Origin of the sequence: Actinoalloteichus fjordicus, from assembly GCF_001941625.1 — a bacterium.
In the GTDB taxonomy this organism is placed as follows: Bacteria; Actinomycetota; Actinomycetes; order Mycobacteriales; family Pseudonocardiaceae; genus Actinoalloteichus_A; species Actinoalloteichus_A fjordicus.
The window spans coordinates 2282456-2300921 of sequence record NZ_CP016076.1 but is presented as its reverse complement, the minus strand read 5'-3'; the positions used below and the strand labels follow the sequence as shown (position 1 = coordinate 2300921).

Below are 18466 nucleotides of genomic sequence, written 5' to 3'. Positions count from 1 at the left end.
CGAATCGATTCGACGACGGCCGGAGATTGCGATTCAGTGTGATTGCAGAATGCTGGTGGATCCGGCAGGCATGCTGGACTAGTCTGGCGAACTCAGTGTCGCGATCTTCACCCATTCGAGTCGAACGAACGTCGACCGGCGCCGAAATCCCGACGTCGAACTGTCGGGCCGCTGCGGGATGATTATCGCGGTGCGTCGGAGAACGACTCCTCCGATAAGGAGCGGAGGCAGCTGACGGCGACCATTCGCCGGTGCCACGACGCAGAACCGTGGTGATTCGGGGACAGGGGGAATCAACTGTGACGACCACCGATCGAATTCATCCGACCGGGCGGCCGGGCACCGCCATGCCCGCGTTCGAGGGCGCTCCGCAGGTGCTCAAGCTGCTGCGGAAGCTGGTGACCCGGCCGCTGCTCGGCGAAGTGCCGGTCGACCAGCGCGGCAGACGCGGTATTCCGATGCTGTGCCTGTCCCGGGGGGAGGAACAGGCCGAGCTGCTCACCGCGCTCGCTGATCAACTCAAGAACGCCACGCCGCGACGGGTGCCGCATGCCCGACACTCGTTCACCGCCGAAGCAGACGATTCCGCCGACCAGACCGAACTCATTCTCGTGGCACTGCGCGACCTGGCCGTGCAACTGTCCACCGGCGCGAACACCAAGTACGGAAGGATGCGGTTCAGTCGTTTTCATCTGGTCGACTGGCTGCTCCGACAGGAATTCTCCGAGGCCGACGACGTCGATCTTCGCGCCCGGCTCTCGCTGCGCTCTCGGCGACGCGACCGACTCAGCCGCGACGGCGAGCCCGCCGCCGAGGCCTTCGACTCCCGCTGGGCCGTGCTGCTGCGTGCCGTGGGCGCGATCCGGTTCGCCGTCCGGTTACGCGGTCGCATTCCCGGCGTCGGGAACGAGTACCGCTGGCTGCTCCGGCAGCCGTACCTGGCACCGCAGGACCCCGGCACCTTCATCGGGTTCGCCGAACGCCTGACCAGGAACCTCAACGTCTACGAGGATCAGGGCCAGCTCCAACGGCTGATCGTCAACGCCTTCCTGGAGGACGTGCGCGCGGCCCATCGACCGTTTCCCCGCTTCCTACGGGCCTTCCGCCGCACCACCTACACCGTGCTGCTGCTGGACAGGATCACCCCGGCCAACGGGGGCAACCGACTGTTACGGCTGATCAACGACGTCCGCAACGACATCGGCGCCTTCGACCCGCTGGTCGTGGTCAGCGGCAGCACCGTGATTCCGCCCGACCCGGCCGAGCTGGGGGCAGCGGACGACGAAGGACAGACCAGAGCGCTCGAGACCCGGCCCGCCGTCGAGGCCGAGGACGCCTACGAACACTGGCTGACCCTCTTCGCCCACTACAGCCGGACCCGCCACCACACCGCCTGGTACCTGCCGCTGGAGATTCCGCCGCCGCCCGCCGAGCCGCAGCGCCACCGCCGTCAGCTCGACGGGATCAGGCGGTTCGCCTTCCGATCGCCGCCGTGGTGGGCCCGCAGACGCTACACCCGCACCGTCGCGGTTCTGCTCGCCGCCGCCGTCGCCGCGGGCACCGGCCAGTTGACCATCGGCTCCGTACAGACCTATCAGGCGTGCGGAATCCTGCCGTGGGATCGGGACGCGGCCACCATCGCCCTGCGGGATGACGGCGAGTGCGTCGGGGTGAGCGGTGACTCGCACGTGTTCCTGGACGGCGGGTCGCCCGCGATCAGCGCGATCGAGAGGCAGATCCTGACGACGAATCGCGACGTGGAGGCGGCGCACCGGCAGGAGGAGAACGCGAACCGGCCGTACGCGACCATCGTCTACCTGGTCGCGATGGACACCGGCGAGACCACGGAGCTGAACTCGACGCACGAGGGCCTGATGGGCATCGCCGCCGCGCAGCGGAGGCTGCTCGACGGCGGACCCGAGTCGCCACTGATCAGGGTGCACGTCGCCAATGCCGGATCTCGCATGCAGCACGGCGAATGGGTCGCGCAGCAGGTGGGGCGGCTGGCGGACGAGGACGACACGCTCGTCGGCGTGGTCGGACTGGACCAGAGTCGCGAGGCCACCCGTCGCACGATCCGCGCGCTGAGCAACGAGGGGCTGCCGATGGTCGCCGCCACGCTCTCCGCCGCGCAGATGCCCGCCGCATCCCCGCTGTACCGGCAGGTCTCCCCCGACAACGCCAGGGAGGCCGAGGTGGCCGCCGCCTTCGCCTCGAACGTCCTGGCCGCCGCCGATGCGGGGCCCGCCGAGATCACCCGCGAGATCCGGATCCTCTCCCCCGCCGACGAGAACGACCTCTACGCCACCGACCTGACGTCGAAGGTCGGCGACGCCTTCGCGGCCCAGGGCTTCCATGTCGAGGGCGCCGCCGTCGGGGACGACGCCGGGAGCAATCGGTTTCGCTACCTGCCGAGGGAGGACTCCGACACCGCGCCGCCGGACGCGCTGCGCGCCAACGAACTCGGTAGGCAGTCCTGCGACTATCCCGGCCTGATCTTCTTCGCAGGGCGGCCCGACGAGTTCAACTCGTTTCTCAGCGGGGTCAGCGGCCGGTGTCAGGACGATCCGCCGACCATCCTGGGCGGCGACGACATCTCCCGGTTCGCCGCCGACCGCGAGGATCGGGGCCGATGGCCGACGGTGCCGTTCCACTACCTCTCCTTCGCGGTGGGCTCACCGTCCTGCAACTCCCCGAGCAACCTCTACACCACGATGCGGGAGCTCTTCGAGGACGTCTGCAACGCCACGATCGACCCCTCGTTGGACGGTCACGCCGCCCTTGCCTACGACGCATTCGACGTCTTCGCCACGGCGATCACCAACCTGCAGCGCAACAACCTGCAGATCCCGGTCCGGCCCGGCATGGTGCAGCACGAGCTGAGTCGAATCCACGGTGAGGGCTCGCTCAGCGGCGAGACGGGCCGGATCAACTTCGGCGGCAGCGTGGACCAGCAGGTGCCGGAGGACAAGGTGGTCGCGGTGCTGGTGTCCCAGGGCTCGGGTGTGCCGGAGCTCCAGGGACTCTGCGGCGCGCATCAGAACCGGGACCCCGAGGGATGGTGCGAGACGCCGTGAGTCCTCGGCGGAGGTCCGGCAGGTGAAGTGCGGGTCGGTGCTCGGTCGTCGCTCCGTCGCCGAATCGTGCGGCTTCTCGGCGCGCACGGTGATCGGAGGCTGTGGGAGCCGCCGGGCACCGACCTGCCCCCGATGATCGTCGCGGCTGCGCCACGCGGCGGAGGTCGAGGGACCGGTGAGGAACCGTCCACGATGCTCGGTGGACGGTCGGGCCCGACGAGGCGTCAGATCGACGGGGACTTCCGCCCGCGGCGGGCCTGGCCTGCGGTGCGGCTCACCGAGAGGCCGGCCGCCGAAGGGCGACGACCGAGGCTCCGCCGGAGAAGAGAAATCCGTCCGCTATGGACTGTCGAGGCGCTTGCTCGGTCTCCCAGTCGGTCGCACGACCCCTGTCGCCCGCCCCCGCGCACCGGTAGAAGTGAAACATCACGGCAAACCGGGTGCAGTTCAGCCGAAACCGGAGACCGCTACGGTCCGAGGCTCCGGCGAGAGGTGGATGGCGATGCTCGGATCAGACCGACCGTCAACCCGTCGAGGTCGACGGTGGCGGGCTGCGACGGCGATCGCCCTGGCCGTCGGCATGACGGTCCCGGCCGCCGCCCAGGCCGAGACGCATCCGCCCGGGCCGCCGCGGAACCCGGCGCCCGAGGTCGTCGGCGTCGGTGTGCACGAGTTGTCCACGATGCTCGCGGAGCGACAGACCACCTCGGCCGCGCTGGTCGAGGCGTACCTGCGCCGGATCGACGCCTACGAAGAGGCCTACGACGACCAGCCCGGCCTGCACGCGGTGATCACCGTCAATCCGAGGGCGACGGCGCAGGCCCGCAGGCTGGACGCCGAGCGACGCAGCGGCCGGGTTCGCGGTCCCTTGCACGGCATCCCGATTGTGATCAAGGACAACCACGACACGGGCGACCTGCCGACCTCCAACGGCTCGCTCGCGCTGCGCGAGCTGCGACCGCCCGACGACGCCACCCAGGTGCGCCTGCTGCGCGAGGCAGGGGCGATCATCCTGGCCAAGACGAACCTGCACGAGTTCGCCATGAACATCACCACCGTCAGCTCGCTGGGCGGTCAGACCCGCAATCCCTATGACCAGCAACGGCATCCCGGCGGTTCCAGCGGGGGGACCGGCGCGGCGGTGGCGGCGGCGTTCGCCCCGGTGGGCATGGGTTCGGACACCTGCGGGTCGATTCGCATCCCCGCCGCGCACAACGCGCTGGTCGGGCTGCGGCCGACGCTGGGCCTGTCCAGCCGCGCGGGAGTGGCCCCGCTGTCGAGCACCCAGGACACCGTCGGGCCGCTCGGTCTGTCGGTGCGCGACGTCGCACTGGTGCTGGACGCGACGGCAGGCCACGATCCGGACGACCCGGTGACCGAGGCCGCCGTCGGCCGCGTGCCGGACACGTATCTGTCCACCTTGAACGACCGCGCGCTCGCGGGCGCCAGGATCGGCCTGTTCACCGACTACTTCGGCGTCACCCCGGAGGAACAGCCCACGACCGATCTCGTCCGCGCGGCGGCACGGGACATGGCCGCGCGAGGCGCCGAGACGGTGGAACTGGGGCCGCAGCCGGAGATCCTGGCGGCGGCGGGCGCGGCGAACGTGGTCCGCGACGAGTTCGAGCGGGACCTCGACGCCTATCTCGCCGCACCGGGGACACGTGCGCCCCGCAGCCTCGCACGACTCGAGCCGCCGAGGAATCTCGTGACCCTGGCCGACATCGCGACCTCGGGTCTGGTGACGCCCAGTGTCCTGTCGACCCTGCGGAACTGGGTGGACAGCCCGGAACTGCCGCATCCGGAGTACGAGGAGCGGCTGCGGCAGCGCGAGGTGCTGCACGCACGGATCACCGCGTTGATGACGGCGCACGACCTGGACGTGATCCTCTATCCGACGATCACCGCCCCCGCGACCCCGGTGGGCACCAGCCAGTCCTACGCGAACTGTCGGCTGGCCGCGTACAGCGGACTGCCCGCGTTGACCGTCCCGGCGGGTCTGACCGCCGACGGACTGCCGGTGGGCGTGGAGTTGCTGGGGCGGGCCTTCGACGAGCCGACGCTGCTGGGCATCGGGCACGCCTACGAACAGGCGACCCGACACCGGATTCCGCCCGCGAGCACACCGGAGCTGACACCGGCCTGAGTCCTTCGACGCCCAGACGGAGACCGGCTGAAAACGATGTCGCACGGTCTGCGGGGTATTCCGCAGTGCAGACGTCGATGACTCGTCCGCGCCGTCATCGGGTATCGAGATCGACACGTTCGCATACCCGGTCGGGCAGATTACCGGGCGGATCATCGACTCGACAAGACGCGCCGAACAATAACGAGGACGACGGGAATCTTTCACCGAAAGATTCCCCGGACGCATTCCCCTTGATCGGATCGTGTGGTCAGATCAGCTGGTTCGTGCTACCGGCGGCGGGCCGATCGGCCGCCGCTCCAGTGCATGGAGGACAGCGTATGACGTTCACGAGACGATTAGGCGCAGTGACGACGGCCTTCGCCATCTCCCTGCTCGGCCTGGTGGCCGGCCAGGGAACGGCGCTGGCCGCGCCGAACTACCAGGTGCCGTTCGAATGCAATGAGACGGTCAACGCCAACACGCGATCGAATCACAGCCCCGCGCAGGGCGTCGACTTCCAGCGCTCGAACATCAACAATCTTCCGGTCGTCGCCTCTGCCGCGGGTCGGGTCGCCCGCGTCGAGAACACCGGAAGCACCAGCTACGGCCGATGGATCGAGATCGACCACGGCTCCGGCTTCACGACCCGCTACGCGCATCTGTCGAGCCAGGCCGTCACGGTCGGCACGCAGGTGCGGCTGGGGCAGCGGATCGGCAATGTCGGATCGACCGGCGGTTCCACCGGACCGCATCTGCACTACGAGCAGCGTTCTGGGGGTTCGCCGGTGCGAGCCACGCTGGACGGAGTCGCAGTCCCTTACTACGGCAACACGAGCTTCACCAGCAACAACCGCTGCTCCGACAACGGCAATCCCTATTCCCCCGGCCAGGTCTGCGGCAGCGGTTACCAGGTCATCAATCAGCGGGCGCTCGGCAATGCGGGCACCGTGTACCTGACGTACAACTCCGCCAACCGAAACAACTGCGTCGTGACCCTCAAGTCCGCCTCGCTGGGCACCCCGACCGCGACCACGGCGTTTCTCGAGGTGCAGGGACAGACTCGGGTCACCGACTCCGGGTCCTTCTCCTATTACGCGGGTCCGGTGCGCCGGGCGGCGGGAGCCACCTGCGTGAAGTGGGGCGGTTCGGCGGGCGGACAGTCCTATACCAGCCCGTTCGAACACTGCGGTTGATCAGTTGATCCACCATCCGACGCCGCCGGGTCGGGCGGCTCGCGTCGCACGAGTCAAGGGCGCCGGATGCAGAAGGCCTCGCTCCGTTCGGAGCGAGGCCTTCTGGCGCTCGGCGGTCTTCTCCTGCGGACGGGCCAGGGCCGCCGGGACCGCAGCGACGGGCCGTCGCCGGGCCGTGGCGCGGTTCGCGACGAGGGCCGCCGGGGCGCACTACGGTGTGCTGGTGAACATCGATGAGGTCGCCGAGCCGATCGGCGTGATCTCCGCCGAGACCGCGGCCTTCGCGCTCGACCGGTTCGCCGATCGCAACGCGCGGGTTCCCGGTTCGTCCGTCGTGCACGCCATGCGCCCGGCCCGGTTCCTCGGGCGGAGTGTGCCCGGCCTCGGCTGTGGCACCGCCGTGGGCGGCTGGGACTGGTCTCGACTGCTGCCCACCGCCGAACCGATCACCTGCTCCCGCTGTCGCCGTGATCCGGCCTCGCGGCAGGACGAGGACCGGCTCGACCACGCGGCACAACTCGCACTCGACCTCGGCCCGGTGGACTGAGGTCCGATCACGACGCCGCGACCGGTCACCACCCGGGCGGGTAGGCGACCGGGTGTCGCGCTTCCCGGCTGATTCGGCCGCGCAGTGGTCGATGCGATTCCGATGCGAAGTGCTGAGCAGTCCGGGCCGCTGGTGATTGGTTTCGATTCACCCTGAAGTAATAGAGTTTTCAATCAAGAAGGCTACCAGGACGATACCGCGCCGACGCCCGACGCAGTCGCCGTGCTCGGCGACCAGCAGGCGGACATCGCCGAGCCGAGCGTCACGGCCCGGCTGCGAGCGGGTTGGTCGGCGTCACACGACGTCGCCCCGGGCAGGGTGCGCCCCGCAGGCACGGCTGCGCGGTGCCAGACGTGATCTGCGGCCATCGAGCTGCGGTCCCCTGGACACGACACAGGTGTCCCCCAGACCGGCGATCCCCGAACGGCGGATTCACCGAGGGCGCAGGGCCTCCGATGGGAAGGACCAGAGACCGGCCGTCGGAGCAGGATCTTCGCCGAGTCTGCTCACGCCGCCGAGAACACTCTCTCGACCGACGGCATCCGAGGTGGCGATCAACCTGACCAGGGTGCCAGACGTCTGGAGGACAGGCGTCGCAGTGGCCGGAATGTCAGACTCCATACACTCCTGGTTCATGATCGACAAAGCTATGGAGGTGCCGTGTTCCGCTGGCTGACACCGACCGGCCCGTGGCAGGCCGAGGTCGGGGCCGTCGCGCGCTTCCCCGCCGGACGCCCGACCACGGTCGAGGTCGAGGGCATTCCAGGCATGAGCGCGACCTGGTACCGGGACCTCGTCGACTTCGCCCACGGCACCCCCGGCTGGGTGCACTGGTTAGCAGAGATCGGCACCGAGGCGCTGCCGATCCTGCTGGTCGTGGTGCTGGCGGTGAACTGGTGGCGGTCGCGAGGGCTGGACGCCGCGACGACGGCGCAGGCCTTCCTGGCCCCGTTCGCCACGGCGACGTCGTACCTCATCAGCAACGTCGCCAAGTCGATCATCCGCCAGGACCGGCCGTGCCAGGCGATCGAGGTGCTGCCGATCTCGCCATGCCCGCCGATGGGCGACTGGTCGTTCCCGAGCAACCACACGACCTTCGCGGCGGCCGCCGCCGTCGGGCTGGCGATCGCCTGGCGTCGCACCGCGCTCTGGGTACTGGTCGCGGCAGTGCTCACCGCCTTCTCCCGAGTCTTCGTCGGCGCGCACTACCCGCACGACGTCGCCGTCGGGCTGCTCCTCGGTGCGGCCGTCGCCGCCGTGATCCTGATCGCAGGCCTGCGGCCGACGACCAGGCTGGTGGAGTGGGCGGAGGGCGTGCCCGCGCTGCGCTGGGCGGTGGCCGAGGGGCCGCTGATCCCCAGCGGCCGGGACTCCGACGAGGACGAACGCTCCGAGGACCACGCATCGCCGCCGATGCGGCGGGGCCCGGCCGTGGTGACCTCGCCTGCCGACTCGGCGACCGTACGGCTGCCCGTGCCCGCCCGAGGCCCGGCACCGGGCGGCCCCGGTGATCGCAGCCCGGCGATGTCCGGTGCCCGACCCGGGCCTGCCTCGACGGGTGCCGAGGCCCCGACGACCGTGCACCCCAGGGCTGGGACGGCGGCGGTCGGCAGCGATCCGCAGGCGACGGCGGTCCTCGGCGCGACACAGCACCGCAGACGGCCCCCCGGCTCGGCGAGCCGACGGCCGGCATCGCACCGCTCCGGACCTGCCGAGGCCGACGTCGCCGGAGCCGGGGCGGCGCCCAGGGCCGGCGCGGTCCCCGAACCGGCCACGATTCAGGCGGCCGTCGGGCAGGCGCAGACCGGGCGGCCGACGACCGACCGAGGCCCGACCGAGCGGGCGCAGGCTGGTCAGGGAACGACCGAGCTGGGGGCGACCGAGCAGCTGCCCGCGCCCCAGCCGACGGGACGTCTCACGCCGCAGGCCCCCGGCCGAGCGGCTCCCCCAGGCGCGGCGCCGAGGCGACCCGCCTCCCGGCCGCCGTCCGCCCAGCCCCACGCCGCCGGGCAGCCCGCCAAGCGGGGACCCGACGGCCGTCCGCCGACCAGGCCCGAGCCGAGGCCGGAGGCCGAGGGCGGCGAGCACATCACCCCGGTGCGTCGACCCCGCTGAGTCTCCTCGAACCGTCGGACACGTCGATCATTCGAGCCCGGTCGCCGGACCGGCCCGTCGTTCCGGGCCGGTCCGACCTGGTGCGGGGCGCGTCGCGGGCGTCGAGGCCCGCCGCTGGCCCGCGGAACGGGCCGGTGGAGACCGGGTCTGCCGGACGCCGCCGAGGGCCGGCTCGCCCAGCCCGGCGGGCAGGCCGGGAGGACGAGCCCTTCCGGTGAGCGCGGCCTCCTGCCGACTGTCCGGCCAGGACAGCGGCCGATCTGCTCCGCAACACCTGGACGATCGTGGTGCTGCACGCGCTGCGCGACGGGCCGCGCAGGCCCGTCGAGTTGCGGGCGACGATCGGCGGGGTCAGCACCAAGGTGCTCCTGGAGACGCTGCAACGTCTGAACCGGGACGCGCTGCTCCGCCGGGAGGCCCACGACCGGCCACCCGGTGTCGACTATGCACTCACCGAGCTCGGCCGAAGCCTGCTGCCTGCCCTGGACGCCCTCTCCGGGTGGGCGGACGAACACGGCGCCGAGATCGCCACGGCTCAGGAGGCGGCGGACGGGAGGGATCGGCGATCGTGACATGAGGCTGCCGGGGAGGTCCGCACGCCGTGGAGGGCGGGCGTGCTGCGGTCTCGCCACGAGGCTCGCTTCATCGGGCTGTGCCGACACGCCACCGCCGAGTCGCACGAACGACGTCGTTCCCCGAGCATGAGCGCCCCGGCCCGGCCGGGCGGTGTGCCCGCAGCCTCGCTCGCGGGCGGAGCCGTGCACCGCAGGCTCGTCGCGGCGAGCCGCCCGCAGCGCCGTGCTCCGCCGGGCCGCCCGGCAGCCGGGTACCCGATCGCAGGCACCCGCCCCGGGCGGGCCGTCACAGTGTCAGGCCGGTGCCGCTGACGATCAGCATCACCTGGAGCTGGATGCTCGCGGCGTAATACCGCTGCGGGTCGACGTCGGTGGCCAGGATCTTCGCCCACAGGGCGTCCAGCCATTCCTGGCTGTCCGGGTCGCTCAGGGCGGCGACCGCGAAGGGCGCGAAGAACGCGGCATCGGAGCCGGTGCCGTACCGGGTGCCGTCGAGCCGGTAACCGGTGCCGATCTGGTCGGGATCGCCCCCGGTGGACTCCTGGATCCAGTCGTCGAGCCGCTGGGCGGCGGCCACCGAGCGCGGGTCGCCGGAGTTCAGCGCGTCCACGCCGATCCGCCACGGCGTGCGGCAGGCATTCCAGCTGAAGTAGCCGTCGGTCTCGCTCTCCAGGAACTGTCCCTGGGCGGGCCTGGGGTTGGTACCGGTGTCCTGGACGAAGTCGGGCAGCAGCCCGGTGTCGGGCGCGTAGTCGTCCTGCAGCGTCTCGATCAGGTCCTGATGGGCGAGGCGGATCGTGTCCCAGTCCGCGTCACCGGTGGCCGCTCCGAACACCCGAAAATGATCTAACATCCAGTCTGACGTGCGACTTCCCCAGTAGAGCTGCGGAGTCCACTCCGGGTGAGCCCAGTCCCCCAGCTCCATCAGGTTCGTCTCGGGATGCACCTCGCTGCGCTTGATGGCGTTGATCCGCGTCACGGCCAGCGCGTGGTAGTCGACCGCGCCTGCACTGCCCCAGGCCGCGTCGGCGAGCAGCAGCCCGTAGGCGATGTCCATGTCCCCGTCGGTGGCGGAGTCCTGTCCGCCCGTGGTGTTGCAGGACAGATCCTGCGCGCCCGCCATCAGATCGGGGTCCAGCGCGGACGGGTGGTCGAGCACGTAACGCAGGATGCCGTCGAAGATCTCCTGGGCGTCCGGGTCGACGTCGGCCATCTGGGCGGTGATCACCAGGCCGTAACCCTGGCCCTCGGCGACGTAGGGCTCGTACGCGTCCGGCGAGTACACCTGGTACCAGTCGTCCCGACAGTCGTCCCGAACGAAGGCCGCCTTCCACGCCGCGTAGACCTCGGCCACGGCCGCCTCCTGCTCGGCGCGGGCGGCGGACGGGGCGATCACCGCTCCCGGCCGTACCGGCTCCGCCTGCGAGTTCGACGGCGGAGCAGGTGAACCCGCGTCGGCGGCCACAGGCGAGGCGGGCTGGCCCGAATGGGCGATCCCCGTCGTCACGACCAGGGTCAGGACGGCGGCGACGGCCACCGGTAACGCCGTTGCTGCTCGAACACCGCGCATCACGCCGCACCTCGAAGTTCCTCGTCGGGTCCCCAGTGACCGATTGAGACGGTGGCAGGCAGGTCACGACCCGGTCAAGGCCGGCGGCCGTGATTGGTGCGTCCGTGCCAACCGATGCCGTCGGGCGGTGGAATCGGGGACGTCGATTCGGCCTGCTGCCGCCGAGCCGCCTGCCTCACCTCCGGGACCGGCAGACGCGTTGCCGAGGGCCGGTCCGGCGGGTCCGGCGGCGGCAGTCGCCTTCGGCTGCGCCCGCGCGGGCCGGTTCGAGCGCCTGACACCGGCACCACCAGGATGGTCGGATCGCCGTCTCCCGACCTGAGCGGGCGCGGCACACTCTCTGCTCCGCCAGTCAGAACCAGCCCGCAGGAGGCACCTTTCATGTCCTCTCCCTCCCCCCTGCTCGACGCCCGAGTGCACCGGCTGCGGGAGGTCGCCCACGCCGATCCCCGACTGGACGGTGTCGTGCTGTACGGGTCGTGGACGCTCGGCGAGGCCGACGCCCACTCCGACATCGAGGCCTACGTCTTCGTCCTGGACGAGCATCTCGACGAGTTCGACGGCGCGGAGTTCGTCTCCCGCCTGGCCCCGCTCCTGCTCGCCTACACCAACATGTTCGGCATCCTCGCCGTGGTCTTCGACGACCTGATGCGGGGCGAGTTCCATGTCGAGCCTGCAAGCGGCAGCGCCGAACAGCTCGCTGGCTGGCGGGGCCTGGTGCGGCTGCCGAAACCGGACCGCGCCGTCCTGCTGGATCGCCGTGGGCTGCTCGGTCCGGTCGCGAAAGAGCTGGCCGACGTCCCCGCGCCGGACGAGGCCGCCACGGCGCGTCAGCTCGTCGACGAGCTGACGAACTGGACGCTGATGGTGACGCAGGTGCTCGCCAGGGGCGAGACGGCCCGCGCGCACGCCGGGCTGGCCTCGATGGTCGCGCCCCACCAGCTCAAGCTGTGCAGGCTGCTGCGCGGCTCTACCGAGCACTGGCTCACGCCGAGCCGGGCGCTGGAGGCGGACCTGCCCGCCGAGGACGTCGCCCGCTATGCCGCGACGACCTCGACGCTGGACCCGGCCTCGGTACGGGCGGCGGTCCGGGAGAGCTGGCGGTGGAGCCGGGAGCTGGCGGACGAGGCGGCGGCGCGATGGGGACTCGCGCCCGCCGAGCGGCTGCACCAGGACATCACCGAGCTGCTCCGGGAGGGCTGAACCGCCGGGTACGTGCCCCGGAACGGCAGGCGCGAACCAGATCCCGCTGGTGGCCCCGCCGCCCGCCATGCCGAGTCGATGCCGCACCATCGGTGCCGTCCCCGCCGTCCCGCCGAGGAGCGCGCCCATGACCACCGTCCTGCTGACCGGCTTCGAGCCCTTCGACGGGGCGTCGGTGAACCCGTCGTGGCGGGCGGTGTCGCAGGCACGACGGGACTGGGACGGCACCGCCGAGCTGCACGTGGCGGAGCTTCCCGTGGAGTTCGCCCGCTGCGGACCCGCGCTGGCGGCGGCGCTGGACCGCAGCAGACCGGACCTCGTCGTCGCGGTCGGGCAGGCGGGCGGCAGGCCGGGAATCGCCCTGGAGCGGATCGCGATCAACATCGACGACGCCCGGATTCCCGACAACGCAGGCGATCAGCCGGTGGACGTCCCCGTCGTGGTGGACGGTCCGGCCGCGTACTTCAGCACCCTGCCGGTCAAGTCCTGCGTGGCGGAGCTGCGCAGGACGGGCGTGCCCGCCTCGGTGTCGCAGACGGCGGGAACCTTCACCTGCAATCACGTGTTCTACCGACTCATGCACGAGCTGGCAGGCGCCCGAGGCGTTGGTGACGACGGCCCCGGCGCCCGAGGCGGCTTCGTCCACGTCCCGTTCGCCCCGGAGCAGGTCACCGACGGCACACAGCCCAGCATGCCGGTGCCGGTCATCGCGGCGGCGCTGCTCACGATCGTCCGAACGAGCCTGGCCGTGCGGGTCGACACGCGCCTTCCCGGCGGTGCCACGCATTAGCCGGTCGTCTGGGGCGGGCAGGGCCGAGGCGATCGGAGTCTCGGAGCAGCGGCACGCCTTGGGGCAGCCGGGACGCGGTGCCGCGAGAGCCTGAAACCCTGGGAGCGGCGGAACGACGAGCGGGTCTGGTCTACGCCCGCCGGGCAGAGTGCCGCCGGGGCTGTTTCGGCGGCGACGGGGTGTGCAGCAGGGTGGCCCGTCGGCCAGTGGCGTGGTGCGGCCGCCGCAGACGTCGACCGGGGCTGATCAGCGACGGCGTGGCTCGAGCAACGCGCCGGGAGATCCGGTCCTGGCGTCGGAGCCCAAGGACGCCACGCGGTCGCCGCCGAGAGCCTCGGGTGGGGTGGTCGCTGCTCGAGGAACGACGATGTCGTCGAGCGCCTCCCGGCCCGGCCTAGCTCGCGTCGATCGTGGCCGGTGCGAAGCGACTGCGGACGTCACCGCCCTCCTCGGCATCGCGCTCGCCGTCCCCGGCGGGCCCGCACTCGGCCGCGCGATCCAGCAACAGACGACGTTCCTGTGCGTTGCCGGTGAGTGCGGCGGCCCGCTCGAACTCCGTACGGGCCTCGGCGAACCGGCCCAGCCGATACAGCAGATCGCCGCGCACACTCGGCAGCAGGTGATAACCGGCCAGCGCCTTCTCCCCCACCAGCGTGTCGGCGAGTTCCAGCCCGACCGCCGGGCCGAAGGCCATCGACAACGCCACCGCGCGGTTCAGCTCCACCACCGGAGAGGGCGTGAGCAGGGCGAGCCCCTGATAGAGCGCCGCGATGCGCACCCAGTCGGTCTCCTCCGACGTCCTGGCTCTGGCGTGACAGGCGGCGATGGCGGCCTGCATGGTGTAGGGCCCGCGCGGCTGAGCCAGCGCCTCGGCCTCATCCAGCGCCGCCAGGCCGCGCCGGATGAGGAGCTGATCCCAGTGCGCCCGATTCTGGTCGAGCAGCAGGACGGGCTCTCCCGAGCGGGAGATGCGCGCCCGCAGCCGCGAGGCCTGGATCTCCATCAGGGCGATCAGGCCGTGCACCTCGGCGTCCCTGGGCGCGAGGCCTGCGAGCATCCGGCCGAGGCGTAGTGCGTCCTCACACAGCGCAGGCCGCGTCCAGTGCTCCCCGGACGTGGCGGAATAGCCCTCGTTGAACACCAGGTAGATCACCCCGAGCACCGAGGACAACCGCTCGGCGCGGTCCGCCTCGGCCGGGATGGCGAACGGGACGCCCGCCGTGGTGAGGGTCCGCTTCGCCCGCACGATCCGCTGGGCGATCGTCGATTCCGGTACGAGGAAGGCCCGCGCGATCTCCTCGGTGGTCAGACCGCCGAGCAGCCGAAGGGTGAGCGCCACCCTGGCGTCGGCGGACAGCACCGGGTGACACGCGACGAACAGCAGTCGCAGGATGTCGTCCTGGATGTCCTCGCCGTCCAGGCCTGCGGCGGCGTCCGGCGCGATCGCACCGCCCCCGGAGTCGAGATCGCGGCCCAGCTCCTCGAGGTTGCGGGCGTTGCGCTCCCTGCGACGCAGATGGTCGATGGCACGCCGCTTCGCCGTGGTCATCAGCCAAGCGCCCGGATTGCGGGGAATTCCTTCCGCAGGCCACTGTTCCAACGCGGCGACCAACGCGTCCTGCGCGAACTCCTCGGCGAGCCCCACATCATGCAGGAACCGGGCGAGACCCGCGATGAGCCGCGCCGACTCGATACGCCAGACCGCGTCGATCGCGCGCCGGGTGTCAGAAGCCGTCATGGCGCCGACTGAAGCACATGTCCCCGACGCGCGGGCGGGAGACTGCCGATCTGTTCCAGTCGGCAGGCTGTTCCGGTGAGCGCTGCCTGCGGCAGGCGAGGCGCCCCGGCCTGGGCAGGCCCCGGTTGCGCTCGGCCGCGTCGATCATCGCCCGGCCGGTGCCGGGGGCTGGTTGCCGACCGCTTGCCGACCACTCCGGGCCGCGGCCCGTCGGCAGGCGCAGGCCGTCGCGCATCTGGCGGCTCAGGACCGGTCGGCGCAGGCAGCTCGCCGAGCACGCCGGCCCGGCGCAGCTGCCGTGGGCGGGGCGGCGAGGTCAGCTCTGCTGCGACGCCACCTCGGCACGCAACCGCTCCTCGGCGTCGCGCAGCTCGGGCGTGAACTCCGCACCGAAGTCCTCAGCCTCGAACACCTGCCGGATCTCGACCTCCTGCATGCTGTCCGGGGTGGCGGGAATGCGCTTGACCCACTCGATCGCCTCGTCCTTCGACTTCACCTGGATCAGCCAGAATCCGGCGACCAACTCCTCGGCCTCGGTGAAGGGCCCGTCGATCACGGTGGTCCCGCCGTCGGCGAAGCGCACCCGCGCACCCTTGGCGCTCGGCTGGAGGCCCTCGCCCGCGAGCATCACGCCCGCCTTGGCCAGCTCCTCGTTGTAACGCCCCATCGCCGCGAGCATCTCCTCGCTCGGCAGGACGCCTGCCTCGGTCTCGGCGTTCGCCTTGATCAGAATCATGAATCGCATCGTCAGTTCTCCCTCATCGCCCTCGAGTCGTCAGTGGCAGGCTGCCCCCACCGTGCGGGGAGGCAAACCCGGCTCTCAGCTGGGCGTCGAACGGGTGGGGCGGGATCGACGCGCGGGAGAACTTTCCTCGGGGTCTTTCTCGGAGATCGTCTTCATGGCCGCGCCGTGATCGCGTCCGTGACCACAGAATCTGACCAGTTCAGAGCCGGGTCGTGGTCCGAGAACCCGCCATGACGGTCGTGGTAAAGAACCGGGCAGGGGCGAAGAGGAGGACGAGCCAGTACGAACCGGGTCCAAGGCCGCGCCGCCGCAGCCTGTTGATGGCGGCGGCCGAGTGTCCGACCGCCGCTCCCTCGGTGATCGTCGCGAGCGTGGGCCAGTCGTCGATCTAGGCAGGCTCACTCGCTTCCCTACGCCCATGCGTCAGCGGCCTCGGCACAGTGCAGAGCGCAAGAAGGGGCGTGGCAGTCGGCACATCATCGCAGCGACACGACGATCTCTAGACTTCCTCCGCCGCCTCGATGTCGCTGAGCACCCGCCAGGCCAGATCGGCGAGACTTTCGCCCGAGCTCAGCACCCACCGCGCGGTGCCCTGATTCGCCACCGGTCGTTCCTTCCACTCGGCGAGTTCCCAGATGTGCGAGATCAAGCCGGAGGGCGAGTACTGTCGGCCGTCGGCCGCCCAGAGGATCGGTTTGGTGCGGTGCGGAATCCAGGTCGCGCGAGCACGCTGCGGGTCCTCGGTGAGCCAGTCCCGCAATGCCGCCGCTTCCAGGGGGTATCCGGCGCTGAGGGTGAGTGCGTCTCCCTCGTGGAGGACACCCTTGTCGATCAACACCGAGACGGCGTTGGGCCTACGACGTTTCCGCTGGGTCGAGGCACGGCGGTACTTGTCCGTCCGCGCCTGATTCGCCGGCTCCTCGGACGAGGAGAGCAGCCTGCCGACGACCTCACGGCACCGCGCGACGTCCGAGCAGACCGCACTGATCTGGGAGCGCTCGTTGAAGAGCTCATCGATCGCGGTCAGCACCTCTGGTATCAGTTCCTTCACCAGAGTCGAGGTGCGCTGGACAGCGTGCTCGGCCCATTCCAGCTTTTCGTCCGGCTCGTCGATGGCTTCGGTGTCCAGTCGCCGGAAGACGAGGTGCGCGATCAGGAAGGTTCCGTGATCGATCAACGCGACCCCGCGTCGTTCGTATCGGCCACGCACCGCGTGCAGACTGCGGCGCACCTCGCGAAGGACTCGTACGGCGTTCCAGATCAGATAGGCGCCCGGCCGTGGCCGGAAGAGGGTGTCATAGATGCCCTGCGATCCCCTCTCCCACAGTCCGTCGAGGGTGGTCGCGATCCGCGCCGCGTACTGGCTGTCGGGGTGAGCGCAGGCCAGCGCACACGCGGCTTCGACGACCGAGCATCCCGTGTCGGGTTGCGGTTCCAGTTCGCTGCGCCGGACGCTGTACTCCAATTCCAGCTCGGCACGCATCTCCTGAAGGATCTCTGCCTGCACCGGATCGAGCGCGATGAAATCGCGGGCCTCGACACGATTCTGCCGGTTGGTCGCCTGGGTGGTCTGCTTGGCGAACTCCTCGGCCTGACCCGTCACGATGATGCGCACACCGACCTGCGCCGAGGCCGCTGCCTCGTCGGCGGCGACGGCCTCGGCCACGGACCGAACCGTCTGAGCTCCGTTGACGACGCTGGCATTGCGCAGTGTGAGCCCGAGTGGACGCGCGTGCGGTGTACGGAGCGAGGTTCGAGGCTTGTCCACCGACTCGCAGAGAATCGTGATCCCGTTGTTGAAGTACCAGAAGTGACCGGGCTCCTGAGTGAGTGTGTTCACCAGTTCGTTGTTGATCGGGGTTCTGCCGAGCGGGTTGCGAATATTGAGGTTGAAGAGGTTCGATCCATGGCTGACCCACTCGGCGACCTGCTCGGCCAGGACCACACCCTGATAAGACTCGTAGGGTTCGCCGACCATGAACCAGGGGAACAGCTCGGCACTCAGCATGATCGGCTCGGGCGTGAGGTCCTTGCGCACCGAATCCCAGACCTCCGCAGCCAGGATGATGCGGTGACTGAGGACGTCCCCGTCACGATTGAACTCCTTCTCCCCCATGGCAAGCGCGTGCAGAAACCCTTCGGTCACGTCGTCGGCCCGCATCAGAACGATGACCTGGGTGATCGGAACCGCATCCCCGACCATGACGGCCTTGGCTGCCTCGGCGAGAAGTCGACCACGGGGGTTGAACTCGGCGAAGTCCTCGTCATCGATGAGTCGCAGCCCGGCAAGCAACTCCTGGACGGCAGATCGATCGCTACTAGCCCGACCCTTCCTGCTCCACTTTGCCTGCACCAGGTAGACGTGCGGATCGGGGCCTTCGACGACCGCGATCGCGTCGATTCCCTGGTCACCTGCGCCGTCGATGACCGTCTGTGCGGCGTCCTGCGGGCTGAAGCCGGTGACGAGGCGAACGGCCTGCGCGGTCAATGCCCTCGACAGCAGGCGCGGGCTGCGCTCTTCCTCTGCCTTACCGTCGAGATCGCTGACGTCGAGCAGACCCGAGTCCAGGTACACCCGGCGCAGCGCCTTCTCGATCTGACGGACTTGCAGGGTCACATCGCCGTGGCTGCCGCGAACGCTGCTCATGCTCAACTCCTACGCCGGCTGAATCCGGGCACGCACCAGGCCCCGTGATCGTCCACAAGTCATATCATTCCCCGCCGAATCAACGCCCAGCGCCGGCTGACTCGACGCAAGATTCAGAGCAGGCGAGTCGTCCGGCCG

12 protein-coding genes are annotated in these 18466 nt (G+C 70.4%); 8 read left to right on the top strand and 4 right to left on the bottom strand.

Annotation, left to right across the window (positions count from 1 at the left end; all coding sequences use genetic code 11):
* Positions 1–299 precede the first annotated feature (299 nt).
* The 6 genes from UA74_RS10385 to UA74_RS10360 all read left to right on the top strand — a co-directional run bounded on the left by UA74_RS10385 (position 300) and on the right by UA74_RS10360 (position 9632).
* Positions 300–3077, top strand: coding sequence for a hypothetical protein (locus tag UA74_RS10385; RefSeq protein ID WP_075764286.1), 2778 nt, complete (start codon positions 300–302; stop codon positions 3075–3077).
* Between the two features lie 502 nt (positions 3078–3579).
* On the top strand, positions 3580–5223 hold the full coding sequence (locus UA74_RS10380; RefSeq protein ID WP_075766067.1) for an amidase: 1644 nt from the start codon (positions 3580–3582) through the stop codon (positions 5221–5223).
* A gap of 320 nt (positions 5224–5543) precedes the next feature.
* Positions 5544–6398, top strand: coding sequence for a M23 family metallopeptidase (locus UA74_RS10375; RefSeq protein ID WP_075740052.1), 855 nt, complete (start codon positions 5544–5546; stop codon positions 6396–6398).
* A 223-nt stretch (positions 6399–6621) separates the two neighbouring features.
* Entirely contained in the window at positions 6622–6945 is a 324-nt protein-coding gene (locus UA74_RS10370) for a hypothetical protein (protein WP_157434098.1), read from the top strand.
* Positions 6946–7605: 660 nt separating this feature from the next.
* A complete protein-coding gene (locus UA74_RS10365) occupies positions 7606–9060 on the top strand; it encodes a phosphatase PAP2 family protein (RefSeq protein ID WP_075764284.1) in 1455 nt (484 codons plus the stop codon).
* A 260-nt stretch (positions 9061–9320) separates the two neighbouring features.
* Positions 9321–9632, top strand: coding sequence for a winged helix-turn-helix transcriptional regulator (locus UA74_RS10360; protein ID WP_075740049.1), 312 nt, complete (start codon positions 9321–9323; stop codon positions 9630–9632).
* Between the two features lie 289 nt (positions 9633–9921).
* Here UA74_RS10360 and UA74_RS10355 read toward each other — a convergent pair whose 3' ends face one another.
* Complete coding sequence (locus UA74_RS10355) at positions 9922–11205, bottom strand: glycosyl hydrolase family 8 (protein WP_083683090.1); 1284 nt, start codon at positions 11203–11205, stop codon at positions 9922–9924.
* Between the two features lie 381 nt (positions 11206–11586).
* Between UA74_RS10355 and UA74_RS10350 the strand changes: the two genes are divergently transcribed.
* Positions 11587–12408, top strand: coding sequence for a DNA polymerase subunit beta (locus UA74_RS10350; RefSeq protein WP_075764280.1), 822 nt, complete (start codon positions 11587–11589; stop codon positions 12406–12408).
* A gap of 127 nt (positions 12409–12535) precedes the next feature.
* Positions 12536–13198: a pyroglutamyl-peptidase I gene (pcp, locus tag UA74_RS10345; protein WP_075764278.1), complete on the top strand. Its 663-nt coding sequence runs from the start codon at positions 12536–12538 to the stop codon at positions 13196–13198.
* 394 nt (positions 13199–13592) lie between these two features.
* On the opposite strand, the gene UA74_RS10340 is transcribed toward pcp, so the two are convergent.
* The 3 genes from UA74_RS10340 to UA74_RS10330 form a co-directional block, all read right to left on the bottom strand.
* Positions 13593–14936 carry an RNA polymerase sigma factor gene (locus UA74_RS10340; protein ID WP_083683089.1) on the bottom strand — a complete coding sequence of 448 codons (1344 nt, stop codon included), beginning with the start codon at positions 14934–14936 and terminating at the stop codon, positions 13593–13595.
* A gap of 316 nt (positions 14937–15252) precedes the next feature.
* Positions 15253–15681, bottom strand: a complete 429-nt coding sequence (locus UA74_RS10335; RefSeq protein WP_075764276.1) for a YciI family protein — start codon at positions 15679–15681, stop codon at positions 15253–15255.
* 499 nt (positions 15682–16180) lie between these two features.
* Entirely contained in the window at positions 16181–18328 is a 2148-nt protein-coding gene (locus UA74_RS10330; protein WP_075740044.1) for an AIPR family protein, read from the bottom strand.
* Between the last annotated feature and the right edge of the window lie 138 nt (positions 18329–18466).